We start from the raw sequence: 23968 nt of genomic DNA on the forward strand, positions 1-23968 counted from the left end.
GACGAGACGGTCAGATCAGGGAGGCGCGCAGTGCGGCGTCCTTCTCGGCGACCAGGTCCTCCAGGCTCGCCTGGTAGGCGGCCATCCTGTCGCGCAGCACGGGGTCGGAGGCGCCCAGGATGCGTACCGCGAGCAGGCCGGCGTTGCGGGCGTTGCCGATCGACACGGTGGCGACCGGCACGCCGGCCGGCATCTGCACGATGGACAGCAGCGAGTCCATGCCGTCCAGGTACTTCAACGGCACCGGGACGCCGATCACCGGCAGCGGGGTGACCGAGGCGACCATGCCGGGCAGGTGAGCCGCCCCGCCCGCGCCCGCGATGATCACCTGGACGCCACGGCCGGCGGCGGACCGGCCGTACTCGATCATCTTGACCGGGGTGCGGTGCGCCGAGACCACGCCCACCTCGTACGGCACGCCGAACTCGTCGAGCGCCTCGGCGGCGGCCTTCATGACCGGCCAGTCCGAGTCGCTGCCCATGATCAGCCCGACGGTGCTCATCAGTGCCCCTCCTGGAGCCAGCGGGCGGCACGCGCGGCCCGGGCCCGTACGTCGTCCAGGTCGTTGCCGAGCACCGTGACGTGCCCGATCTTGCGGCCCGGGCGGACCTGCTTGCCGTACAGGTGGACCTTGGCCCCGGGCTCGGCGGCGAACAGGTGGTGCAGCCGCTCGTCGATGGAGATGCCGCCCGGCTCGCCGCCGAGCACGTTCGCCATCACCACTACCGGCGCGGTCAGCGAGGTGTCCCCCATCGGGTAGTCGAGCACCGCCCGCAGGTGCTGCTCGAACTGCGAGGTCCGGGCCCCCTCGATGGTCCAGTGCCCGGAGTTGTGCGGCCGCATCGCCAGCTCGTTGACGACCAGCCCGGACGGCGTGTCGAACAGCTCCACCGCGAGCAGGCCGACCACGCCGAGCGCGGTCGCCAGGTCGATGGCGAGCTGCTGCGCGGCCACGGCCTGCTCCTCCGGCAGGTCGGGCGCGGGCGCCAGCACCTCGACGCAGATGCCGTCGCGCTGCACCGTCTCCACCACCGGGTACGCGGCGACCTGCCCGAACGGCGACCGGGCCACCTGCACGGCCAGCTCCCGGCGCAGCGCCACCCGCTCCTCGACCAGCAGCGGGGTGCCACCGGCGAGCAGCGTGGCGGCCAGCTCACCGGCCTGACCGGCGTCGTCGACCATCCAGACGCCGCGCCCGTCGTAGCCGCCCCGGGCGGCCTTGAGCACCACCGGCCAGCCGGTCTCCTCGCCGAACGCGATCAGGTCGGCCGGGGACTCCACCGGACGCCAGGCCGGGTTCGGCGCGCCCAGCTCACCGAGCCGTTCCCGCATCACCCGCTTGTCCTGCGCGTGCACGAGCGCCTCGGCCGGCGGGAACAGCTTCACGCCCTCGTCGGTCAGGGTGTGGATGTGCTCGTTGGGGACGTGCTCGTGGTCGAAGGTGACCACGTCGCAGCCCTTGGCGAACGTCCGCAGCGCGGCCAGGTCGGTGTGGTCGCCGTACTGGACGTCGGCGGCGACCAGCGCGGCACCGTCGTCCGGGGCTTGCGCCAGCACGCGCAGCGACTGGCCGAGAGCGATGGCGGCCTGGTGGGTCATCCGGGCCAGCTGGCCGCCACCCACCATGCCCACGACGGGGAGACCGGTACGGGAGTCCATAGCGCCGCCAGCCTATAAGGGCCGGTGCCGGGCCGGACCGTGAGGGCGGCCCGGCCCACTCCGCTCAGCCGAGCTGCGCGACCAGCTCCTCGACGCCGGTCACCGGCCGCTGGCAGACGAAACCCCGGCAGACGTACGCGGCTGGCTTCCCGTCGACGAACGGCCGCCCGGCCAGCAGCGGCACGCCGGGTTGGTCCGGGGCGCCGGCCACCACCACCGCGCCGGGCGGGGCGTGGCGCCGCGCCGCGGCCACCAGCGGGTCACCCTCCGGGTCGCCGGTCGCCACCGCGATCTCGTACGGCCCGGACAGCAGCGCCTCGCCGACGGTTGCCGCGTACCCGGTGAACCGGGCGTGCCGGTCGACGATCGGCGCGACAGTCGACAGCGTCTTCTCGGCCGCCTCCCGGTAGCGGGTCTCGCCGGTCAGCGCCGCGTACGCCACGAGCGCCGCGACGATAGCCGAGCGGCCCGACGGGGTGGCGTTGTCGGTCGGGTCGGCGGGCCGGGTGACCAGGCGCTCGGCGTCGTCGGCGGTGTCGTAGAAGGCGCCGTCCGGGCCGGCGAACCGGGCCAGCGCCACGTCGAGCAGCTCACCGGCCAGCGTCAGCCAGCGCCCCTCGCCGGTGAGCTGGTGCATCGCGCAGAACGCCTCGGCGACGCAGCCGTAGTCCTCCAGCACTCCGGCCGGCTGACCCACGGCCTTGTCCCGGGAGACCCGGCGCAGCCGGCCGTCCACGAGATGCACGGTGGCCAGGTGCTCGGCGGCGTCCCGCATCGCGCCGTCGGAGACGATCAGCACGCCGTCCATCAGGTTCGCGTCCTCGTCGTCGGGCGACACGAGCAGCGCGGCGACCTGCTGGAACTCCGCGATGGCAGTGATCGCGAGCCCGTTCCAGGCGGCCACCACCTTGTCGTCGCGGGCCGGCTGGGGGCGGGTGTCGCGGGCGGCCAGCAGCCGGCCCACCACGTCCTGCCAGCGGGCCCGCACCCCGGGGTCGGCGTCGTCGACGTCCCGGGCCAGCCGCAGCACGCTGGTGCCGTGCTCGAACGTGCCGTCGGCGGTGACCGCGAACAGGTCCGCGGCGAACCGGCCGTCGTCGGCCCCCAGCACCTCGACGAGCTGGTCGGGCGTCCAGACGTAGGTGAGCCCCTCGACGCCCTCGGTGTCCGCGTCGAGCGCGGAGGCGAAGCCCTCGCCGGCGCGGTGCAGCTCGTCGGCGAGGAACCGGGCGGTGTCCCGGGCCACCCGGCGGGCCAGCCGGTCGCCGGTGAGCCGCCAGAGCTGGGTGTAGACCCGCAGCAGCAGCGCGTTGTCGTAGAGCATCTTCTCGAAGTGCGGCACGGTCCAGTGGCCGTCCACCGAGTAGCGGGCGAAGCCACCGGCGAGTTGGTCGTTGAGACCGCCGCGGGCCATCGCCTCGCAGGTGTGCCGGACGATCTCCAGGCTGCGCGCCGAGCCGGTGCGCTGGTGGTGCCGGAGCAGGAAGAGCAGGTTCATGTGCGGCGGGAACTTCGGCGCGCCGCCGAAACCGCCGTTCGTCTCGTCGTACTCCCGGGCGAGCTGGCTCGCGGCGGCGTCGAGCAGGTCGGCGGTGAGCGGGGCCGTCACGCCACCGACTGCCTGCGCGCCGCCGATCGCCTCGACCACGGCGGCGCCCTGCCGCAGCACGGCCTCACGCTGGTCGCGCCAGGCGGTGGCGACCGAGCCGAGCAGACGGATGAAGTTGGCGCGGGGGAAGTACGTGCCGCAGAAGAACGGGGTGCCGTCCGGCGTGGCGAAGACGGTCATCGGCCAGCCGCCCTGCCCGGTCATCGCCTGGGTGGCGGTCATGTAGACCGCGTCGACGTCGGGACGCTCCTCGCGGTCGACCTTGACGCAGACGAAGTCGTCGTTCATCAGCCGGGCCACTGCCTCGTTCTCGAACGACTCGTGGGCCATCACGTGGCACCAGTGGCAGGCCGCGTAGCCGACCGAGATCAGCACCGGCACGTCGCGCCGTTTCGCCTCGGCGAAAGCCTCGTCGCACCAGGGCCACCAGTCGACCGGGTTGTCGGCGTGCTGGAGCAGGTAGGGCGACGTGGCCTCGGCGAGTCGGTTCACCACCCGACCTTAGCGAGCGCGCGGAGCCGGTGCGGCGCGAGTGCGGCGGCCGGGCCGGGGTCGTGGTCCCGGCCCGGCCGCCGTCTCACCGGGTCAGGGTGAGCGTCGAGGTGTCCCGCACGGTGAACTCGTTCCAGTACTCGAAGTCGCGGACCAGGATCTCGCTGACCGCCTGGGCGGTGCCGCGCTGGAACTTGACGTCGGCCGGGTAGGTGGTGGCCGACCAGGGCACCACCTGGCCCGGAACGCACGGGATGTGGGGTGAGAAGTAGCCGCGCACCATGCCCGCCTTCTTCTGCTCCTGGACCAGCTCGCCCGCGATGGAGAAGGAGTCCGCCCGGGTGCAGGTGATCGAGCCGCGGACGGTGGCGATGCCCTTGTTGTCCACCGTCGCCACTGGGTCGACGGTCAGTGTGACGTCGAGTGCCGGCAGCGGCGGCGGGTTGCCGATGTGGATCTCGCCGCGCAGGCCGCCGGTCGCGCCCTCGCACCGGATCTCGAAGGTGGCGTCGAAGCGCTCAACGTAGTCGAACGGGCCCCAGTCGGCGTGCAGGACCGTGAACGAACCGATGCTCTGCGCGCAGGAGCGCCCCCATCCGCCGTTGTAGAGCTGCAGGCTGGCCGCGTCGCTCCCGTAGACCGGCTGGCTGACGTTCTGGTAGGTGTCACCCGCCTTCAGCGTCTGACCGGCCGGGGCGGAGATGCCCAGACGCCAGGTGTTGTCGGCGTCGCTCCAGAACTCCATCCCGAAGTGCTGCTGGTCGTGGCCCCACGCGTTCATCTCGTCGCCGGGCGTCGGTGCCGCGGAGCTGTAGGAGTAGGAGTTGCCGGCGGTGATCGGATCACCCGGCTCGCCGATGACGGCGATCGACCAGGACTCCGCCGGCCGGGCCTGAGCCGGCGCGGACATGACCAGGCCGGCAGCGCCGGTGGTCAGCGCCATGGTCGAGGCGAGCAGAATCCGTCGCCAGGAACGTCTCATCGTCGTCCTCCCCGTGTGGACGTCAGCGGGTACGCCTGCCGCACCCGCCGTGCCAGCAGCGTAGGACCGGCCGGGCGTCCTCCGCTGCCCCGTCCACGGCGGACGGACGGGTCAGGAGGCGCCGTCCGCGCGCAGCGGGAACACGTTGCCGCGGGCGGCGTCGCGCAGCGACCCCAGCACCGCAGTGATCTTGTCGGCCGGCATCGGCTTGAAGAAGTGGTAGCCCTGGGCGGCGGTGCAGCCCAGCTCGGCGAGCGCGGTGCGCTGCTCGGCGGTCTCCACGCCCTCGGCCACCACCCGCAGCCCCAGCTCGTGGGCCAGCCCGACGGTGGTCCGGACGATCGCCGCCGCCTCCGGTGAGTCGGCCATCCGGAGTACGAACGAGCGGTCCACCTTCAACTCGTCGACGGCGATCCGGGTGAGGAACGTCAGCGACGAGAACCCGGTGCCGAAGTCGTCCACGGCGAGCTGCACGCCCATGCCGCGGAGCGTGGCCAGCACCTCGTCGATGACCTCCAGCTCGCTCATCACCACCGTCTCGGTGATCTCCAGGACCAGCCGGTGCGGCGGCACCTGGTGGCGGCGCAGCGCCTCGTCGATCTCGGCGGGCAGCCGCGGGTCGAGCAGGCTGCGCGCGGACAGGTTCACCGAGATCGGGACGTCCAGCCCGTCCCGTGCCCAGCCGGAGGCGACCGCCAGCGCCTTGTCCAGCACGTACCGGGTGAAGCTGCCGAGCTGCTCGCTGTTCTCCACCGGGCGGATGAAGTCGGCCGGGCCGAGCCAGCCTCGGCGCGGATGCCGCCACCGGATCAGCGCCTCCACCCCGGTCGGCGCGCCGGTCGCCAGGTCCACCGCCGGCTGCAACGCCAGCACCAGCTGGTCGTCGGCGGCCAGCGCCTCCCGCATCTCCGCGAGCAGCGCCAGGTGGTCGGTGCTCGCCGCGTCGCGGGAGCTGTCGTACGCGGCGACGCTGCCGCCGCCCTCCTTCGCCTGGTACATGGCGATGTCGGCGCGCCGCAGCAGCTCGGTCAGGTCGGCCGCGCCCGCGTCGGCCACGACGACGCCCACCGCCACCTCGACGGACATCCGCACCCCGGCCACCTCGGTCGGCGCGGCGAGGCGCTCGGCGACCTCCCGGGCCTGGCGCAGCGCGTACGCCAGCGGGGCGGTCCGCTCCTCGACCAGCGGCACCGAGGTCAGCAGCAGTGCGAACTCGTCGCCGCCGAGGCGCCCGAGCAGGTCACCCGGCCGAGTCAGCGCGGCGAGCCGGTTGGAGGTGAGCCGCAGCAGCTGGTCGCCCGCCGAGTGCCCGAGCGTGTCGTTGACCTCCTTGAACTGGTTCACGTCGAGCAGCAGCAGGGCCACCGGGTGGTCGTGGGCGCGCTGCCGCAGCGCCTGGTCCCCCTTGGCGAGCAGTGCCGCCCGGTTGAGCAGCCCGGTGAGCTGGTCGTGCACCGCGTCGTACGACGAGCGGGCGGTGACCAGCCGCAGCTCCCGGTGCGTGGCGGCGTCGTGCAGGGCGGCCGCCAGCGCGTCCCCGAAGGCCGCCACGCCGTCGCGTTCCCGGGCGCTCGGCGGGGCGGACCGCGCGAAGCGCACCCGCAGGCGGCCGACGTCGGCGGATCCCACCGCGAGGCGGCGCACCAGTTCGTGCTCCCCCGCCTCGGCGCCGGCCGACGGCTCCACCTCACGGTCGCGTACCTGCCCGCCGCGGTCGGCCCGGTAGCGGCGCCAGCGGCCCTCGCCCCGGGCCACGTCGACCTCGACCAGTTCCGCGCCGAACAGGGTGAGCGCGCCGGTCACCGCCGCGGTCGCCACGCCGCGCTCGTCGAGCTGGTTCAGTGCGGCGGTGGCCTCGGCGAACGCCCGCCACGTACGCCGCTCCTGGTCGGCGCGGAGCCGGTGGCGGTACGTCTGCTGGAGCAGCCAGAGCGGCGGCGGCAGGAGCAGCAGCCAGCGCGCGTCGAGTTCGAGCAGCGCGACGACCACCAGGCCGACCGCCACGTTGCCGACGAACATGAGCAGCTTGCCGCGCAACGCGGCGAGCAGCGGCGGCCCGATCGCGATGCCGTGCCGCAGGGCGAGCGTGACAGCGCCCAGGAAGGCGGTGGTGAGCAGGTACGTCACCGCGGCGGCGGTGAGCGTGAGCGCCAGCTCCGGCGTGGGCGCGGCGAGCAGCGGCGGGCCGAGCGCGGTGGCCACCGCCGCGGCGAGCGCGGTGGCGGCGGTGAGCGAACCGGCGATCCCCACCAGTTCCAGCGCGGGACGACGGTCGGAGACCAGCGACATCACGGTCCAGGCGGTGCCCACGCCCAGCAGGGCGGCGGCCGGGAGCCAGCCCGCAGGCACCAGCCAGAGGCAGACCACGAGCGCGGCCTCGCCCCAGGTGATGCTCACCATGCCCGAAGCGCTGCGGAAGCGCAGCCGGGCGAGCTGGGCCACCGCGAACGCGACAACGGCGATGCCGAACCGCGCCGCACCGGGCAGCGAGTCGTCGGCAGGCAGGTGCGACGGGACGGTGAGGCCCAGCACGGCGGCGAGCAGACCGGTCAGCGCGACCGCGACGGTGAGCAGGACGACGCCCACCGGTGTCCCGCGCAGGCCGATCCGGTCGGGGGAACGGTCGGCCGGCTCGGTGGTCACGGGGCCGCCCCGTCGACGCGTCGGGCCGGGGCATGGTCGGGGGCCGGTGCTGCCATCGACATCGGCGTCCCCCTTCCGCGCAGGGTCCGGGGCCTGACGGTCCCCCCGGCGGAAGGCTAAGCCAAAGCCGGTGGTCGCAACAGGGGGCGACGACCGGCTTCGACGTGATTCACGCGGTGTTCAGCTGTTGCGACCCTGCTGGGAGCCGTTGGAGGCGTTCGTCGGTGAATCCTGCTCGACGAGCCCGTCTGTCGGATCGGCGACTGCGGAATCGGCCCGGCCCGGGGTGCCCTGCTGGGGGAAGCGGTCGGGCAGCCGGCGCAGCCGGGCGTTCATGTTGCGGATCAGCAGGACGGTGACGGTGGCCAGCGCGACGATGAGGAACAGGCCCATCGGACCGGCCAGACCACCCGTACGGGTGTCACCGAAGTTGTTCTGCGCGAGCACCTCGACGGTGGTCAGCATGGTGTTCCTCCGATGTGCGACTGAGCACCAGGGTAGACCCCGGCCGGGTCAGTGGGCACGGCACGCCTCTCGTACGCCGGCGAACAGGTCGGACTCGGGCAGCGGGCTGTCGACCAGCGAGCGGGCGAGTTGGAAGTCCTCCGTCGGCCAGGCGCGCTTCTGCAACTCCATCGGGACCTGGAACCAGAAGCCGTCCGGGTCGATCTGGGTGGCGTGCGCGCGCAGCGCGTCGTCGCGGACCGGGAAGTAGTCGGCGCACTCGACCCGGGTGGTGATCCGGGCGCCCTTGTCGGGGCGCTCGTCCCAGCGCTTCATCCAGTCGCCGTACGGCGACTCGAGCCCGGCGGCGAGCACCGCCTCGTGCAGGCTCATGATCTTGGCGCGGGAGAAGCCCACGTCGTAGTAGAGCTTCAGCGGCTGCCACGGCTCGCCCAGCTCGGGGTGGCGGTCCGGGTCACCGGCCGCGTCGAACGCCGCCACGGTGACCTTGTGGGTCATGATGTGGTCGGGGTGCGGGTAGCCGCCCTCCTCGTCGTACGTGGTGACGACGTGCGGGCGGAACTGCCGCATCAGGCGCACCAGCGGCGCGGCGGCGACGTCCACGTCCTGGAGGGCGAAGCAGCCCTCCGGCAGCGGCGGCAGCGGGTCGCCCTCGGGCAGCCCGGAGTCGACGAAGCCGAGCCACGCCTGCTCGACGCCGAGGATGGCCCGGGCGGCGTCCATCTCGGCCCGCCGGATGTCACCGATGTTCGCCCAGACGTCGGGGCGGTCCATCTTGGGGTTGAGCACACTGCCCCGCTCGCCACCGGTGGCGGTGACGACCAGGACGTCCACCCCCTCGGCGACGTATTTCGCCATGGTGGCGGCGCCCTTGCTCGACTCGTCGTCGGGATGGGCGTGCACCGCCATGAGACGCAGCTGTTCTGCCACCTTCGGCGCTCCTCGTCTGTGCCCGCCGACCGACCCCCGGGCCGACCGGCTGACCTGCCGGAATCTCCCCCGCGCCCGCGAAAGCCCCCGTGACGGCCGGTCGGGGGCCGCCACCGGAGTGGCCAGGGCCACGCCCGCCGGTCCAGGCCGACCTGCCATCCTTGACTCAGCGCCGGGCTGGGAAGATGGACCTAGCCATTCTTGCCGATGCCGCCGACAACAACGCCAGGAGATACCCGCCGGTGAGCGAGACGCACGCCACAGTCGCCGCGAAGGCACCGGTCTTCCCGCCGGGCCGCTACGGCCGCCGCCGGGAGCCGGGGCGCCGCCGGCCGGTCCTGCTCGCCCTGACGGTGACGGTCATGCTCGCCGTCCTCGGGCTGGGCGCGGCGAAGCTCTACTACCAGTACGGCGACCCGGAGTACCAGGGCGAGATGATCAGCTACTCCGACATCACCGACTCCCGGGTGGTCGTCGACTTCCGGGTCACCGTGCCGCCGGGTGGCTCCGCCACCTGTCTGCTGCGGGCCCGCTCCCACGACGGGGCCCAGGTGGGCAGCGCCGAGGCCACCGTGACCGCGGAGCCCGGCCAGCGCCACATCCGGACCCGGCAGGAGGTGCCCACGAGCGCCCGGCCGTTCATCGGCGAGGTCCTGCGCTGCCGGCCCGCCGGCTGAGCCGGGCCGCCGGCGAGTCGCCGGCCACCGCACCCCGGTCCCGCCGCCGGCACCCGGGGTGATTGATCACACCTCGACGCGACCCGCACTGGTAGCCTTGCAAGTTCACCTGTCAGCCAGTCCGCACCAATCGAGGAGACCGCCTGTGTCCACAAATGGAAACGAGGCGCCCGCCACCTGGCTGTCCCAGGACGCCTACGACCGTCTGCAGGCCGAGCTCGACGAGCTGATCGCCAACCGGCCGGTCATCGCCGCCGAGATCAACGCCCGGCGCGAGGAGGGCGACCTGCGGGAGAACGGCGGCTACCACGCCGCCCGCGAGGAGCAGGGCAAGGCCGAGGGCCGCATTCTCTACCTCAAGGAGCTGCTGCGCACCGCCAAGGTCGGCGAGGCGCCGGACGCCGACGCGGTGTCGCCGGGCATGGTCGTGAAGATCTACTTCGACGACGACGCCGACGACAGCGAGACCTTCCTGCTCGGCTCCCGGGAGATCGCCTCCACCACCGACCTCACGGTCTACAGCCCCGAGTCCGCGCTCGGCAAGGCCATCCTCGGCGGCAAGGCGGGGCAGACCTGCACCTACACGGCGCCCAGCGGCGCCGATATCAAGGTGACCATCGTCTCCTTCGAGCCGTACAGCGGCTGACCCCTCCGGACCCGCGCCGGATGGCTCGGGTCCCGAACCCGACCGAGGCTGACAGGCCCTCCTCGGACCCGAGCCGCACACCCGAACGCCCCGACCGGATCATCCGGCCGGGGCGTTCGCGTTCCGCTGTGACGTTCGCGATCCGCCGCGGGCGCCCGTGCCGCCGGGAGGGCTCAGCCCTCGCCGGTGAAGACCACCTGGTAGCCGCTGGCCCGCAGCGCGCTGATCAGCGTGTCCGAGTGCTCCACCCCGCGGGTCTCCACGGACAGCGCCACCTCCACCTCGCCGAGGCGCAGGTGCGGGTTGGCGCGCTGGTGCACCACGTCCACCACGTTGGCCCGGTGCTCGGCGATCTCGCCGAGCAGGGAGGCGAGCTGGCCGGGCCGGTCCGTGCAGCGCACGGTGATCCGCAGGAACCGCCCCGCCGCCGCCAGGCCGTGCTCGATCACCCGGAGCATGAGCAACGGGTCGATGTTGCCGCCGGAGAGCACCGCGACCACCGGCGCGGTCACCTCCACCGCGCCGGCCAGCAGCGCCGCCACACCGACCGCACCGGCCGGCTCGACCACCTGCTTGCCGCGTTCCAGCAGCATCAGCAGCGCCCGGGAGATGTCCTCCTCCGAGACCGTGACCACGTCGTCGACCAGCTTGCGGACATGGGTGAAGGTCAGCTCGCCCGGACGGCCCACGGCGATGCCGTCGGCGATCGTCGCGAACGAGGGCAGCCGCAGCGGCTCGCCGGCCCGCAGCGAGGGCGGGAAGGCGGCGGCGCTCGCCGCCTGGACCCCGATCACGCGTACGTCGGGACGCAGCGCCTTGGCCGCCACCGCCATGCCGGAGACGAGCCCGCCGCCGCCCACCCCGGTCACGATGGTGCGCACCTCCGGGCACTGTTCCAGGATCTCCAGCGCCACGGTGCCCTGCCCGGCGATCACGTCGGCGTGGTCGAACGGGTGGATGAACACCGCCCCGGTCCGCTCGGCGAACGTCTGCGCCGCGACGAGCGACTCGTCCACCGTGTTGCCGACCAGCTCGATCTGCGCGCCGTACCCCTTTGTCGCGGCGACCTTCGGCAGCGGCGCGTTGACCGGCATGAAGACGGTGGCGTGCGCGCCGACCAGCCCGGCGGCGAGCGCCACCCCCTGGGCGTGGTTGCCGGCGCTCGCCGCGACCACGCCGCGGGCCCGCTCCTCGGCCGAGAGCCGGGAGATCCGCACGTACGCGCCGCGCACCTTGTACGACCCGGCGCGCTGGAGGTTCTCGCACTTGAGCCAGACCGGCCCGCCGAGCGCGGCGCTGAGCGGCCGGGACGGCTCCAGCGGGGTGGTGCGGGTGACACCGGCGAGCAGTTCCCGCGCGGCCTGCACGTCGGCGAGGCCGACCAGTTCCGTCATGCCCCGATCGTGCCACCCGGGGTGGGCGGAACCTGCGGCGACGTCGGCGCAACCGGCATCGGCGCGGCGGGCGCGGGCCAGCCCGCGTGGCCGGGCCAGACCGGCTGCCCCGGCCACGCGGGCACGGCCCGGGAGAGCCGGTCCTGCTGGGCGGCGGAGATCCGGCGGATCAGCACGACGAACGCGATCCCGGCGACCAGGCAGGCCACCGCCGGCACCAGCCGGGGTGCGAGCGCGTCCTCGTAGAAGCGCACGTACGTGGCGAACTCCGCGTCGTTGCGGGGCAGCTCGGTCAGCCGGTCGTAGCGCTGCTGCTCGGCCCGCGCGACGAACCGGTCACCGATCAGGAACACCAGCCAGCTCACCCACCACACCCCGACCAGCCACGACTGACGGCGCTGCCACACGCTGTTGCGGAGCAGGTCGGCGAGCACCCGGGCCGGCACCACGAGGTTGACCAGCGGCACCAGCCACCCGGCGATCGCCCACGCCGGGCTCAGGTTCGGCACCGCGCCCGGGAAGGCGTCCAGGTTCTTGCGCGCCCGCCAGGTCCAGATCACCACGAGCGTCCCGGCGGTCAGCAGGGCGAGCAGGTACGGCAGCGAGAACAGCACCTCGGCCAGCACCGCGCCGAGCAGCACGTCCCGGTCGAGCTGCTCGGCGGCCGAGCGGGCCATCTGCACACCCACGAGCGGGAACAGGGCGGTGAGCAGGTAGCACAGGGTGGCGGCACCGACCGCGAACGCGCCGGCCACGGCCAGGCCGAGCACGCCGTACGTGGGCACGCCGGGGCTCACGGCGGGCTGACCGACTCGGGTGCCGCAGCGCCGGCACTCCTCATAGGCCGGGGACGTGGGGTCCCCGCAGGTCTGGCAGTTCATCGGGGACCGTCCGAGATGGTGTGCGCGACAGGGTGCGCACACGCTAAACGATCACGCGGTGGCCGGCGACCCCGTTCCGACGCGGGGGTAGCCGGGGGCGTGCCGGGCCCACGGCGCCTGCATCTCGAACTGGCCGGCCACCCCGAGCAGCAGCAGTTCGGAGCCGGGCGGCCCGACCAACTGCACACCGACCGGCAGCCCGTCCGGGCGGCGGCCGACCGGCACCACGATCGACGGCAGCCCGGCGATGTTCCACGGCGCCGCGTACGGGGCGTACCTGATGTTCGTCGACATGTTCGCCAGCCAGGAGCGGCCGGACCAGCCGGCGGCCTCCGGCGGCGGCCCGGCCAGCGCCGGGGTGAGCAGCAGGTCGATCGAGTTGTCCGCGAAGAAGTGCACCGACCGTTCGCGCCAGGCGGCCCGGTCGGCCTCCCGCACGTACCCCCGGCGCTGCGCCCACTCGCCGAGCGTGACGTGCCGGCGGCTGCGGCGCTGGAGCTGACGCGGCGCCACCCCGGCGGCGCGCACGTCGGCGGCGGCCGCCGCGAACCAGGTGGCGATGCCCTGGAGCCCGAGCCGGGTCGGGTAGACCGGATCGGCGGGCACGGTGTCGTGACCGGCCGCGGCCAGCAACCGGCCGGCGGCGGCGACCGCGTCCCGGTTCGGCGCGTCCGGCGAGACGCCACGCACCGGCGAGCGCAGCGAGACGCCCACCCGCAGCCGCTCCGGCGGGACCAGCTTGTCCGGCCGGCGGCCGGCCAGCACCGAGAAACCCACCACCGCGTCGGCGACGGTGCTGGTCAGCATGCCGTGCTCGGTGAGGCCGAACCAGTCGTCCGCGCCGAGCTGGCAGGGCACCACGCCCCGGCCGGGCTTGAGCCCGACCAGGCCGCAGCAGGCCGCCGGGATGCGGATCGACCCGAGACCGTCGTTGCCGTGGGCCATCGGCACCAGCCCGGCGGCCACCGCGGCGGCCGCGCCGCCGGACGAACCACCGGGGGTACGCGCCGGATCCCACGGGTTGCGGGTGACAGCGGTGTCGTCGTCGGTGAGCGCCCACAGGCCCAGCTCCGGCATCCGGGTCACACCGAGGATCACCGCGCCCGCGCCGCGCAGCCGCCGGACCACCTCGTGGTCGGCCTCCGCCACCTGCGTACGCATCGCGGCCGACCCGTTCCAGGTGGGCAGGCCGGCCACCGGCGTGTTCTCCTTGACCGCCACCGGCACCCCGGCGAGCGGCAGGTTCGCCAGTTCCTCCTGCTCGTCGACCTTCTCCGCCTCGGTGATCGCCTCACCGCCGCGCACCGCGCGGAACGCGCCCAGCTCGGGATCCACCCGGGCGACGTGGTCCAGGTGGTCGGCGACGACCTGGGTGGCGGAGACGTCGCCACGGCGTACCGCCCGGGCGATCTGTTTCGCGGTCGTCCCGACCCAGGTCGTCGGCAAGATGTCCGGCACTGCCACCCTCCCCAACCAGCGGTCAGCCCAGGGCCTGCTCCAGATCGGCGAGCAGGTCGTCGACCGTCTCGATGCCGACAGACAGTCGCACGAGATCGCCGGGAACTTCAAGCGGCGAGCCCGCAGCGCTTGCGTGTGTCATCCGGCCCGGATGCTCGATCAGGGACTCGACGCCGCCCAGCGACTCGGCGAGCACGAACAACCGGGCCCGGTTGCAGATCTCCACGGCGTGCTCCTCGCCGCCCGCCGCACGGAACGAGATCATGCCGCCGAACCGGCGCATCTGCTTGGCGGCCACCTCGTGGCCGGGGTGCGAGGGCAGGCCCGGGTAGACGACCTGGGCGACCTTGGCGTGTCCGTCCAGGTAGGCCGCGATCCGCTCGGCGTTGTCGCAGTGCCGGTCCATCCGTACCCCGAGGGTCTTGATGCCGCGCAGGGTGAGCCAGGCGTCGAACGGCCCGTTGACCGCGCCCATCGCGTTCTGGTGGTAGCGCAGCTCCTCGCCGAGCGCGCGGTCCGCCGCGACGAGCGCGCCGCCGACCACGTCGGAGTGTCCGCCGACGTACTTGGTGGTGGAGTGGACCACCACGTCCGCGCCGAACGCGATCGGCTGCTGGAGGTACGGCGAGGCGAACGTGTTGTCGACCACCAGCAGCGCGCCGGCGTCGTGCGCCACCGCGGCGAGCGCGGCGATGTCGGCGATGCCGAGCAGCGGGTTGGTCGGCGTCTCCACCCAGACGATCCGGGTGGCGCCCGGGCGGATCGCCGCCCGCACGGCGTCCGGGTCGGAGACCTTCGCCGGGGTGTACGCCAGGCCCCAGCGCTCGGCCACCTTGGCGAACAGCCGGTACGTGCCGCCGTACGCGTCGTCCGGGATCACCACGTGGTCGCCCGGCTTGCAGACGGTACGCAGCAGCGCGTCCTCGGCGGCCAGGCCGCTGGCGAAGGCGAGCCCCACCTGGCCGCCCTCCAGCGCGGCCAGGCACTCCTGGAGCGCGTCCCGGGTGGGGTTGCCGGAGCGGCTGTACTCGTAGCCCTCACGCGGCGCGCCGACGGCGTCCTGCGCGTAGGTGCTGGTCTGGTAGATCGGCGGGATCACCGCGCCGGTGCGGGCCTCCGGGGCCTGACCGGCGTGGATGGCGAGTGTCTCGAAGCCGTGCCTCATGCCGCAGACGTTAGCCCCCCGCCCGGTCCCGCTTCCGGCAACCCGGCGCGAGTCACAACCGCGAGGGCTTTCTCGCTGATCATGAGGTTAGCGGCGCCAGCTGTCCGATTTGTCGCAGCCAACCTCATGATCAACGCTCGCCCGGAGGTGGGGCGGGCGGGTCGGGCCTAGGGTGGGAGAGATGAGCGGGTGTGTGTTCTGCGGGATCGTGGCGGGCGAGGTGCCGGCCTTCCGGGTCATCGACGAGCCGGACGGGGTCGCGTTCCTGGACACCCGGCCGGTGTTCAAGGGCCACGTGCTGGTCGTGCCCCGCACGCACCTGGTCACCCTGACCGACCTGCCGCCCGAGGCACTGCCCGGCTACTTCCGGCTGGTGCAACGGATGACCGTGGCGGTGGAGACCGGTCTGGGGGCCGGTGGGACGTTCGTGGCGATGAACAACCGGGTGTCCCAGTCCGTCCCGCACCTGCACACTCACGTGGTGCCCCGGACCAAGGGCGACGGGCTGCGCGGCTTCTTCTGGCCGCGCACCCGCTACGCGGACGACGCCGAGGCCGAGGACTTCGCCGGGCGGATCTCGGCGGCGCTGGCCTGAGGTCTCCGTGGGCGGGTAAGGAACCGGGGGGCGACGCTGTTGCACACGCTGGGAAAGCCAAGAGAGGAGTCCCACCGTGTTCCTCCGCCGCATGAAGGCTGAAATGATCTCTCCTGACCAGGCCCTGCCCGGCCGTCCGATTGCGATGCCGATCGCCGACCGGCACGAGGTGCTTCCGTCGACGTTGAAGGGCCCCTTCCCCGAGGGCGCGCAGGTCGCCGTCTTCGGCATGGGCTGCTTCTGGGGTGCCGAGCGGCTGTTCTGGACCCTCCCCGGCGTGATCACCACGTCTGCCGGCTACGCGGGCGGGTACACCACCAACCCGACGTACGAGGAGGTCTGCTCGGGCATGACCGGGCACGCCGAGGTGGTCCAGGTGGTCTACGACCCGTCGCAGATCGCCTACGAGGACCTGCTGAAGGTCTTCTGGGAGAACCACGACCCGACCCAGGGCATGCGCCAGGGCAACGACGTGGGCACCCAGTACCGCTCGGCGATCTACACCACCACCGACGAGCAGGCCGCCGTCGCGAAGGCGTCGCGGGACGCGTTCGCGCCGATCGTGGCCCGGGCCGGCAAGGGTGAGATCACCACCGAGATCGCCCCGCTCGGCGACTACTACTTCGCCGAGGACTACCACCAGCAGTACCTGGCTCCGACGAAGAACCCGAACGGCTACTGCAACCACGGCCCGAACGGCATGACCTGCCCGGTGGGCGTGGCCAAGACGGCCTGACCTCGTCGGCGGCTGAGCGGATCGATTCGGCTTGCAGGGCCACCGGGCTTCGGACCGGCGGCCTTGCAGGTTCGCCCCTCTTCGGGGCCGACTGCTACCGCAGCCAGTCCCCTACCGATTACGGCCGAGGCCCGAGGCCCGGCCCGCGTCCCGGATCGCCAGTTCGGGGATCTCCACGATCTGACGGCCGGCTACCTCGCCGGCGCCGTCGGCTCCGCTGTCGAGCTTCATGACCGTCGCCTCGGGCATGCCGAGGAACCTCAGCGTCGCCGCGATCTGCCGCTCCTCACGACTCATTGCGTCGACGGGCGGCGCAACAGTCGCGAATCGGGCGAGATAAGGCTGGCGCCTCCCGGTGACGCGTACCTCGACCTCACCCACGGAGAGCCAATCGGGCTCGGGTTCCCGGGTACCACCCTCGTCCGTGGCCGAGCCTTTCCCGCTGGTCCTGATCAGGCCGACCAGCGCGACCACGCCCAGCGCCAGGTTCAAGGCGGCAGCTCCGAGCAGAATCCCGCGGTCCAACCCGAACAGGAGACCGCCGAGTCCGGCGCAGATCACCAGGCTGACGAGATACGCCAGTTTTCCCCACCCGGTACTCAGCCAGCTCAACATGGCAAGCAGTGTGTCACGGCCGCGCGCCGGACGGCCGGACCCGCCACCGATCTTGGAGTTGTGGCACCTCGCCAACGTCGCAAAACCGCCATCACAGGCACCACTCCGAGATCGTGGCTCCGGCCTCGCCGTGGACGGGTTTGCGGTCTTCCTCACACCCGGCACGGGCCGGATTTCCGGCACCCGCGCCGTGGCGGGCAGGAAGCCCCGCTGCACGCGGCAGCCACGCTGCGTGACGGCGCATGGTAGCAACCTGTCACACGTTCGTCATCGTCTCAACAGGCGAACCGAAACAACCTCTGGCAGCATTGGCTCGTATGTGCGGACTTGCGGGAGAGTTCCGCCGTGACGGTTCACGTGCCGATGTCTCGGCCGTGGAGCGGATGGCGGCCACGATGAGTGACCGAGGGCCCGACGACAGCGGCGTCTGGTCGCAGGGCCCGACCGCGCTGGGACACCGGCGCCTGAAGATCATCGACTTGTCCGCGGCGAGCGGCCAACCCATCGTGGACGCCGCCGCCGGGCTCACCGGTGTCTTCAACGGCTGCATCTACAACTATCGGGAGCTGCGCGCCGAGCTGCAGGCCAAGGGCCACCGGTTCTTCTCCGCCGGGGACAGCGAGGTCGTGATCAAGGCGTACGCCGAGTGGGGCCTCGACTTCGTCGACCACCTGGTCGGCATGTTCGCGGTGGCGATCAGCGAGCGCGACACCGGCCGCCTGGTGCTGGCCCGGGACCGGCTCGGCATCAAGCCGCTCTACCTGGCCGAGAGCCCCGGCGTGGTGCGGTTCGCCTCGACCCTGCCGGCGCTGCTCGCCGGTGGCGGCGTCGACACCACCATCGACCGGGTGGCGCTCGCCCACTACCTGAGCTTCCACAGCATCGTGCCGCCGCCGCGCACCATCCTGACCGGCGTCACCAAGCTGCCGCCGGCCACGGTCCGGGTGTACGAGGCGGACGGCTCCACCCGCGAGCGGGTGTACTGGGATCCGACCTTCGGCCGCGCCGCCGAGCGGACCGGCTGGTCCGAGCGGGACTGGCAGGACGCGCTGCTCGAATCGCTGACCACCGCGGTACGCCGCCGCATGGTGGCCGACGTACCGGTGGGCGTGCTGCTCTCCGGCGGCCTCGACTCCAGCCTGGTGGTCGCGCTGCTGGCGGGTGAGGGGCAGGCCCGCTCCGGCCTGGCCACGTTCTCCATCGGCTTCGACGCGGTCGGCGGCCGGGAGGGCGACGAGTTCGTCTACTCCGACCTGGTGGCGAAGACGTTCGGCACCGACCACCACCAGATCCGGGTGCCCACCGGCGACCTGCTGCCGCCGCTGGAGGCCGCCGTCGCGGCCATGAGCGAGCCGATGGTCAGCCACGACTGCGTGGCGTTCTGGCTGCTCAGCCAGGAGGTCGCGAAGCACGTCAAGGTGGTCCAGTCCGGCCAGGGCGCGGACGAGATCCTGGGCGGCTACCACTGGTACCCGCCGCTCGCCGGGGTGGACCGGGAGCAGGCGCTCGAGACGTACGCGAAGGCGTTCTTCGACCGCGACGCGGCCGGACTGGCCCGGGTGCTCAACCCGGCGTGGCTGGCCGACGGCGACCCGGCGCGGGAGTTCGTGGCCGCGCACCTGGGCCGCGCCGGGGCGCAGACCGCCGTCGACGCGGGCCTGCGGATCGACACCCAGGTCATGCTGACCGACGACCCGGTCAAGCGGGTCGACAACATGACCATGGCGCACGGGCTGGAGGCCCGGGTGCCGTTCCTCGACCACGAGTTCGTCGAGCTGGCCGCGAGCTGCCCGCCGGAGCTGAAGCTGGCGCAGGGCGGCAAGGGCGTGCTCAAGGAGATCGGCCGGCGGGTCCTGCCGCACGAGGTCATCGACCGGCCCAAGGGCTACTTCCCGGTGCCCGGCCTCACCCACCTGGAGGGCAAGCTCCTCGACCGGGTACGCGACGCGCTGACCGCGCCCGAGGCACGGCGTCGTGACCTGTTCCGCGCCGACTACGTCGACGCGCTGCTCGCCGACCCGAACGCCGAACTGACCCCGTTGAACGGAAACAAGCTGTGGCAACTGGGACTCCTGGAAATGTGGCTCCAGAGCCACGGAATCGACTGACCATGACCGACACCCTCGCCACCGGAACGGCGCGTACCGACCGGGAACGGGTGCTGGGGCGCCGCCGGGAACGGACCGGTCCCGGCGGTGACCCGGTCGCCCCGGGTACGCCGGAGCCGCGGCAGCCGGAGACCGCGTCCACCGACGCCAGCGGCGTGGTGCTCGACTGCGGCTGGGGCCGGCTCGTGTTCGGGCAGACGTTCGACGACCAGGTCCACGTGGCCGACGTGCTGCGCTCCGAGGCGGTCGGCGCCCGGGACATCTGCATCTACCTGCGCGACCCGCACGTGCTGGTGTCCCGGCTGCCGGACGAGCTGTTCATCGACCCGTCGCTGACCTACCGGCTGCCGCTGGGTGCGAAGCGGCCCGCCGCCACCGAGGGCGGCGAGGTGCCCGGGCTGACCGTCCGGCCGCTGCGTGACGCCGCCGACGCCGAGGCGGTGAACCGGATCTACGCGCGCAACGGCATGGTCACCGCCCCGGTCGAGGTGCTGGTGGACAACGCCGGCACGGACCGGTTCCTGCACCTGGTGGCCGAGGACGCCACCGGTGAGGTGGTCGGCACCATCACCGGCGTGGACCACGTCGCGGTGTTCGGCGACCCGGAGAACGGCGCCAGCCTGTGGTGCCTGACCGTGGACTTCAACACCGCCCCGCCCGGCACCGGCCAGGCGCTGCTCACCGCGCTCGCCGACCGGCTCGACGGGCGCGGCCGGGCGTTCGTGGACCTGTCCGTGCTGGCCGAGAACTCGGGTGCGATCCGGCTGTACGAGCGCCTCGGCTTCCACCGCACCGGCACGCTCTGCGTGAAGCGGAAGAACCCGATCAACGAGCGCCTGTTCCTGCCCGCGATGCCGCAGGGGTACGACGAGCTGAACCCGTACGCGAAGATCGTCGCGGACGAGGCGATGCGGCGCGGCATCCGGGTGGAGGTGACCGACCCGCACTGGGGTGAGCTGAAACTGACCACCGGCGGCCGGACCATCCACACCCGCGAGTCGCTGTCGGAGCTGACCTCGGCGGTGGCGATGAGCCGCTGCGACGACAAGCGGGTGACCCGGCGCATCCTCACCGAGGCGGGGCTGTCCGTGCCGCGCGGCCGCACCGCCACCGGTGAGCCCGACGACGTCGCGTTCCTGAACGACGTGGGCCCGGTGGTGGTCAAGCCGGCGCGCGGCGAGCAGGGCAACGGCATCACCGTCGGCGTGCGTACGCCGGAGGCCCTGACCGCCGCCGTCGAGCTGGCCCGCCGGTTCTGCCCGGACGTGCTGATCGAGGAGCTGCGCGCGGGCGAGGACCTGCGGGTCGTGGTGATCGACCACGAGGTGGTCGCCGCCGCGGTCCGCCGGCCGGCGCAGATCACCGGCGACGGCGTGCACGACATCACCGAGCTGATCGAACGGCAGAGCCGCCGCCGGGCCGCCGCCACCGGCGGCGAGTCCCGCATCCCGGTCGACGACATGACCCGCGAGGTGGTGGCGGAGGCCGGGTACCGGATGCACGACGTGCTGCCGGAGGGCGAGGTGCTGGCGGTCCGGCGGACGGCCAACCTGCACACCGGCGGCACGATCCACGACGTGACAGCCGAGCTGCACCCGTCGATCGCCGAGGCGTGCGTCACGGCGAGCCGGGCGCTGGACATCCCGGTCACCGGGCTGGACCTGCTGGTCCCCGCCCCGGACCAGCCGGAACACGTGTTCATCGAGGCGAACGAGCGCCCCGGACTGGCCAACCACGAGCCGCAGCCCACCGCCGAGCGCTTCGTCGACCTGCTCTTCCCGGGTACCCGGGCACCGCAGCGACTCTGGTCGCCGGCCGGTGCGGCAGGCTCTGGGGCATGACCGCACGCAAGCCCCAACCGCTCAAGCTCGACCTCGACTACCTCCGCCAGGTGCTGGTGGAGCTGCTGGAGATCCCCAGCCCGTCGGGGCGCACCGACCACATCCAGCAGTACGTGGGCGAGCGGCTCTCCGCGATCGGGATCAGCTCCACGCTGACCCGTCGCGGGGCGCTGAGCGCCTGTCTGCCCGGCCCCCGGTCGACCGGCGCAGACCGGGCCGTGGTGGTGCACACCGACACCATCGGCGGCATGGTGAAGCGGCTCAAGGAGAACGGCCGGCTGGAGGTCAACCCGATCGGTACGCACAGCGCCCGCTTCGCCGAGGGCGCCCACGTGCGGATCTTCACCGACGACCTGGAGCGGGTCGTCACCGGCCAGGTGCTGCCGCTGAAGGCGAGCGGCCACCGCTACAACGAGGCGGTCGACCTCCAGGGCGTCGGCTGGGAGCTGGTCGAGGTGCGGGTGGACGAGCCCGTGCACGACGAGGCAGGGCTGCGGGCGCTCGGCATCGACGCCGGGGACTTCGTCGCGTTCCTGCCCAACCCGACGATCACCCCGAACGGGTACGTCAAGTCCCGGCACCTGGACGACAAGGCGGGCGTGGCGGCGGTGCTGACCGCGTTCAAGGCGATGGTCGACGCCGGGATCACCCCGGCGGTCACCGCGCACCTGCTGGTCACCGTCACCGAGGAGATCGGCCACGGCGCCAGCCACGGCCTGGACCCGGACGTCGCGGAGATCGTCTCGGTGGACGCGGCGGTGGTCGCGCCGGGCCAGCAGTCCCGCGAGACCGCCGCCACGCTGGCGATGGGCGACGGCGTCGGCCCGTTCGACTACCACCTGACCCGCAACCTCGCCTCGATCGCCAAGGAGCACGGCGTCGACCTGGTCCGGGACGTGTTCGACTACTACCGCTCGGACGTGGCCGCCGCGGTCGAGGCCGGGGCGCACGCCCGGGTGGCGCTGCTCGGGTTCGGCGTGGACGCCACCCACGGCCACGAGCGCACCCACCTCGACGGCCTGCACCAGCTCACCCAGCTGCTCTGCCTCTACCTCCAGAGCCCGCTGGTCTTCCCGGAGTGGGACGCCGAGCCGGAGGGCGACCTGGCCGACTTCCCGTCGCTGGCCGTGCAGCCGGCGAACGAGGACGGCCCGCGCGAGGGCCCGATCGGCCTGGACTGACCGGGCCTGTGATCGAAATCCGTTGCCGCGGCCGCCGCGAAGTGGATAGCGTGGCGGTACACGGGAAAGGAGGTGGTCCAGACTTGTATAGCAATCGGACTCGTGAGGTGGCTGTCCGCTAGCCGCTGTCCTCGACAGTGAAAACTCGCCCGCCGCGAGGCGAGCACCTGCAGGATCGTCGAGACCGTGTGGCAGCGGTGCGGCGAAACCACGACAGCCACCCGACCCCCGGGGTGCCGGCCCAGTCCAGCCGGCCCGCGCGCGAGCGCGGAAGCCCCGGGGGTCGCTTTTTGCCTTCCGGAGGATGCCGTGTCCATGCGTGAGCTGGTGGTGCTCGGTACGGCAAGCCAGGCCCCGACCCGGCAACGCAACCACAACGGCTACCTGCTGCGCTGGGACGACGAGGTGATCCTCTTCGACCCGGGCGAGGGCAGCCAGCGCCAGATGCTGCACACCGGGATCACCGCCACCGACCTGACCCGGATCTGCGTCACCCACTTCCACGGCGATCACTGCCTCGGCCTGCCCGGCATGATCCAGCGCCTCTCGCTGGACCGCGTACCGCGTCCGGTGGCGGTGCACTTCCCGGCCGGCGGCGCCGAGTACTTCGCCCGGCTGCGCCACGCGTCCAGCTTCTACGAGACCGCCGAACTGGCAGTCGAGCCGATCGACACCGACGGGCAGCGGATCACGCTGGGCGTCGGCACGCTGGAGGCCCGCCGGCTGCGGCACCCGATCGAGACGTACGGGTACCGGCTGGTCGAGCCGGACGGCTGCCGGATGCTGCCGGAGCGGCTGGCCGCGTACGGCATCGCCGGTCCGGACGTGGGGCAGCTGCTGCGCGACGGCCACCTGGACCGCGACGGGCGCCGCGTGACCCGGGACGAGGTGAGCGTGACCCGCCCGGGGCAGCGGTTCGCGTTCGTGATGGACACCGGGCTCTGCGACGGCGTGTACGCGCTGGCCGAGCACGCCGACCTGCTGGTGATCGAGTCGACGTTCCTGGAGTCGGAGGCGGCACTCGCCGCCGAGGTCGGCCACCTCACCGCCGGCCAGGCCGCGCGGGTGGCGGCCGAGTCGGGGGTACGGACGCTCGTGCTCACCCACTTCTCCCAGCGGTACGCCGATCCGCGCCGCTTCCACGACGAGGCCCGCGAGCACTTCTCCGGTGATCTGGTGATCGCCGAGGATCTTCAGACGGTACAGGTGCCGCCCCGACGGGTACCGTCGCCCGGGTGACGATCTCCCTACGTTCCGCGACCGAGGCCGACCTGATGGCGGTCGGCGCCCTGCACCAGCGTTCACGGGTGGCGGCGTACTCGTCGTTCCTGCCGCCCGAGGCGCTGGCCGACCCGACGCCCGAGGCGATGGGCCGCTACTGGGTGGAGCGGCTGACCTGGGAGGGCGCCGACCACCGGATGACGGTGGCCGAGCGGGACGGGCGGCTGGTGGGCTTCAGCTACCTCGGGCCCGACGACGAGGGCGACCCAGCGACCGGGCTGCTCAACGCGATCCACCTGGAGCCGTCCGAGCGGGGCCGGGGCACCGGCCGGGCGCTGATGGTGGACGCGCTGGACGCGATGCGGGCCCGGGGATGGACGCGCGCGGTGCTGTGGGTGCTGCGGGACAACGCCGCCGCGCGCCGGTTCTACGAGCGCGGCGGCTGGACCGCCACCGGTGAGCAGCGGGACGAGCACATCGGCCGGGTGCTGGTCCCCCAGCTCCGCTACTCCCGCCGCTTGTAAGGAAGGGCCCCTTCTTAACGCCTCCGGTAGAGGAAGGGCCCCCTCTTAGTGAGTGTTTGAGATTCCGGCTCAGGTGTGGGTTGCCTGGGCCGGTTTCGTGTGTCGGGCCAGGCGGGTGACCATGACGTGGATCATGGCCCAGGTAA

Annotated in this window: 21 protein-coding genes; 9 read left to right on the forward strand and 12 right to left on the reverse strand. The window is 72.9% G+C overall.

Annotated elements, in window-relative coordinates; translation table 11 throughout:
* Positions 1-10 precede the first annotated feature (10 nt).
* From purE to mca, 7 genes are all read right to left on the reverse strand, one after another.
* Positions 11-502: a 5-(carboxyamino)imidazole ribonucleotide mutase gene (gene purE, locus SM452_RS20290; RefSeq protein WP_262012484.1), complete on the reverse strand. Its 492-nt coding sequence runs from the start codon at positions 500-502 to the stop codon at positions 11-13.
* The gene (locus SM452_RS20295; RefSeq protein ID WP_463840490.1) at positions 502-1659 is read right to left on the reverse strand and encodes a 5-(carboxyamino)imidazole ribonucleotide synthase; all 1158 of its coding nucleotides are present in this window, start codon (positions 1657-1659) and stop codon (positions 502-504) included. The genes purE and SM452_RS20295 overlap by 1 nt, the downstream gene beginning before the upstream one ends.
* A gap of 64 nt (positions 1660-1723) precedes the next feature.
* Positions 1724-3760, reverse strand: coding sequence for a thioredoxin domain-containing protein (locus tag SM452_RS20300; RefSeq protein WP_366624086.1), 2037 nt, complete (start codon positions 3758-3760; stop codon positions 1724-1726).
* An 85-nt stretch (positions 3761-3845) separates the two neighbouring features.
* Complete coding sequence (locus tag SM452_RS20305) at positions 3846-4742, reverse strand: hypothetical protein (RefSeq protein ID WP_463840491.1); 897 nt, start codon at positions 4740-4742, stop codon at positions 3846-3848.
* Positions 4743-4853: 111 nt separating this feature from the next.
* Positions 4854-7349 (reverse strand): putative bifunctional diguanylate cyclase/phosphodiesterase, encoded by a 2496-nt coding sequence (locus tag SM452_RS20310; protein ID WP_366624191.1) that lies wholly within the window; start codon positions 7347-7349, stop codon positions 4854-4856.
* Between the two features lie 216 nt (positions 7350-7565).
* Entirely contained in the window at positions 7566-7850 is a 285-nt protein-coding gene (locus SM452_RS20315; protein ID WP_355506588.1) for a hypothetical protein, read from the reverse strand.
* Between the two features lie 48 nt (positions 7851-7898).
* Entirely contained in the window at positions 7899-8780 is an 882-nt protein-coding gene (mca, locus tag SM452_RS20320; RefSeq protein WP_260026532.1) for a mycothiol conjugate amidase Mca, read from the reverse strand.
* Between the two features lie 242 nt (positions 8781-9022).
* Between mca and SM452_RS20325 the strand changes: the two genes are divergently transcribed.
* Both SM452_RS20325 and greA read left to right on the forward strand, forming a co-directional pair.
* Positions 9023-9457 carry a DUF4307 domain-containing protein gene (locus tag SM452_RS20325; protein WP_262012489.1) on the forward strand — a complete coding sequence of 145 codons (435 nt, stop codon included), beginning with the start codon at positions 9023-9025 and terminating at the stop codon, positions 9455-9457.
* A gap of 145 nt (positions 9458-9602) precedes the next feature.
* Entirely contained in the window at positions 9603-10103 is a 501-nt protein-coding gene (gene greA / locus SM452_RS20330; protein ID WP_018787521.1) for a transcription elongation factor GreA, read from the forward strand.
* A 173-nt stretch (positions 10104-10276) separates the two neighbouring features.
* On the opposite strand, the gene ilvA is transcribed toward greA, so the two are convergent.
* The 4 genes from ilvA to SM452_RS20350 form a co-directional block, all read right to left on the reverse strand.
* Positions 10277-11497, reverse strand: a complete 1221-nt coding sequence (gene ilvA / locus SM452_RS20335; RefSeq protein WP_194798525.1) for a threonine ammonia-lyase — start codon at positions 11495-11497, stop codon at positions 10277-10279.
* Complete coding sequence (locus SM452_RS20340) at positions 11494-12282, reverse strand: DUF4328 domain-containing protein (protein WP_463840492.1); 789 nt, start codon at positions 12280-12282, stop codon at positions 11494-11496. The genes ilvA and SM452_RS20340 overlap by 4 nt, the downstream gene beginning before the upstream one ends.
* A gap of 147 nt (positions 12283-12429) precedes the next feature.
* Positions 12430-13842 carry an amidase gene (locus tag SM452_RS20345; RefSeq protein WP_355506595.1) on the reverse strand — a complete coding sequence of 471 codons (1413 nt, stop codon included), beginning with the start codon at positions 13840-13842 and terminating at the stop codon, positions 12430-12432.
* Positions 13843-13858: 16 nt separating this feature from the next.
* Entirely contained in the window at positions 13859-15001 is a 1143-nt protein-coding gene (locus SM452_RS20350) for a cystathionine gamma-synthase (RefSeq protein WP_463840493.1), read from the reverse strand.
* 181 nt (positions 15002-15182) lie between these two features.
* On the opposite strand from SM452_RS20350, the gene SM452_RS20355 reads away from it, so the two are divergent.
* Both SM452_RS20355 and msrA read left to right on the forward strand, forming a co-directional pair.
* Positions 15183-15596, forward strand: coding sequence for an HIT family protein (locus tag SM452_RS20355; RefSeq protein ID WP_463840494.1), 414 nt, complete (start codon positions 15183-15185; stop codon positions 15594-15596).
* Between the two features lie 76 nt (positions 15597-15672).
* Positions 15673-16332: a peptide-methionine (S)-S-oxide reductase MsrA gene (gene msrA, locus SM452_RS20360; protein ID WP_463840495.1), complete on the forward strand. Its 660-nt coding sequence runs from the start codon at positions 15673-15675 to the stop codon at positions 16330-16332.
* Between the two features lie 111 nt (positions 16333-16443).
* Here the strand turns inward: msrA and SM452_RS20365 are convergent, their stop codons facing one another.
* The gene (locus tag SM452_RS20365; RefSeq protein ID WP_463840496.1) at positions 16444-16947 is read right to left on the reverse strand and encodes a hypothetical protein; all 504 of its coding nucleotides are present in this window, start codon (positions 16945-16947) and stop codon (positions 16444-16446) included.
* 317 nt (positions 16948-17264) lie between these two features.
* On the opposite strand from SM452_RS20365, the gene SM452_RS20370 reads away from it, so the two are divergent.
* The 5 genes from SM452_RS20370 (at position 17265) to SM452_RS20390 (ending at position 23822) form a co-directional block, all read left to right on the forward strand.
* Positions 17265-19055 (forward strand): N-acetylglutaminylglutamine amidotransferase, encoded by a 1791-nt coding sequence (locus SM452_RS20370; RefSeq protein WP_463840497.1) that lies wholly within the window; start codon positions 17265-17267, stop codon positions 19053-19055.
* A gap of 2 nt (positions 19056-19057) precedes the next feature.
* The gene (ngg, locus tag SM452_RS20375) at positions 19058-20896 is read left to right on the forward strand and encodes an N-acetylglutaminylglutamine synthetase (RefSeq protein ID WP_463840498.1); all 1839 of its coding nucleotides are present in this window, start codon (positions 19058-19060) and stop codon (positions 20894-20896) included.
* The gene (locus SM452_RS20380; protein ID WP_262012497.1) at positions 20893-22077 is read left to right on the forward strand and encodes an osmoprotectant NAGGN system M42 family peptidase; all 1185 of its coding nucleotides are present in this window, start codon (positions 20893-20895) and stop codon (positions 22075-22077) included. Before ngg ends, SM452_RS20380 begins: the two co-directional genes overlap by 4 nt.
* 309 nt (positions 22078-22386) lie before the next feature.
* Complete coding sequence (locus SM452_RS20385) at positions 22387-23316, forward strand: ribonuclease Z (protein WP_262012498.1); 930 nt, start codon at positions 22387-22389, stop codon at positions 23314-23316.
* Positions 23313-23822, forward strand: coding sequence for a GNAT family N-acetyltransferase (locus SM452_RS20390; protein WP_262012499.1), 510 nt, complete (start codon positions 23313-23315; stop codon positions 23820-23822). The genes SM452_RS20385 and SM452_RS20390 overlap by 4 nt, the downstream gene beginning before the upstream one ends.
* The last annotated feature ends 146 nt before the right edge of the window (positions 23823-23968 follow it).

Source organism: Micromonospora sp. SYSU B005 (assembly GCF_055362685.1).

Coding starts and splice junctions, on each gene's coding strand:
- purE (WP_262012484.1), bottom strand. CDS start 502: ATGAGCACCGTCGGGCTGATCATGGGCAGCGACTCGGACTGGCCGGTC.
- SM452_RS20295 (WP_463840490.1), bottom strand. CDS start 1,659: ATGGACTCCCGTACCGGTCTCCCCGTCGTGGGCATGGTGGGTGGCGGC.
- SM452_RS20305 (WP_463840491.1), bottom strand. CDS start 4,742: ATGAGACGTTCCTGGCGACGGATTCTGCTCGCCTCGACCATGGCGCTG.
- SM452_RS20315 (WP_355506588.1), bottom strand. CDS start 7,850: ATGCTGACCACCGTCGAGGTGCTCGCGCAGAACAACTTCGGTGACACC.
- ilvA (WP_194798525.1), bottom strand. CDS start 11,497: ATGACGGAACTGGTCGGCCTCGCCGACGTGCAGGCCGCGCGGGAACTG.
- SM452_RS20350 (WP_463840493.1), bottom strand. CDS start 15,001: ATGAGGCACGGCTTCGAGACACTCGCCATCCACGCCGGTCAGGCCCCG.
- SM452_RS20355 (WP_463840494.1), top strand. CDS start 15,183: ATGAGCGGGTGTGTGTTCTGCGGGATCGTGGCGGGCGAGGTGCCGGCC.
- SM452_RS20365 (WP_463840496.1), bottom strand. CDS start 16,947: ATGTTGAGCTGGCTGAGTACCGGGTGGGGAAAACTGGCGTATCTCGTC.
- SM452_RS20370 (WP_463840497.1), top strand. CDS start 17,265: ATGTGCGGACTTGCGGGAGAGTTCCGCCGTGACGGTTCACGTGCCGAT.
- ngg (WP_463840498.1), top strand. CDS start 19,058: ATGACCGACACCCTCGCCACCGGAACGGCGCGTACCGACCGGGAACGG.
- SM452_RS20380 (WP_262012497.1), top strand. CDS start 20,893: ATGACCGCACGCAAGCCCCAACCGCTCAAGCTCGACCTCGACTACCTC.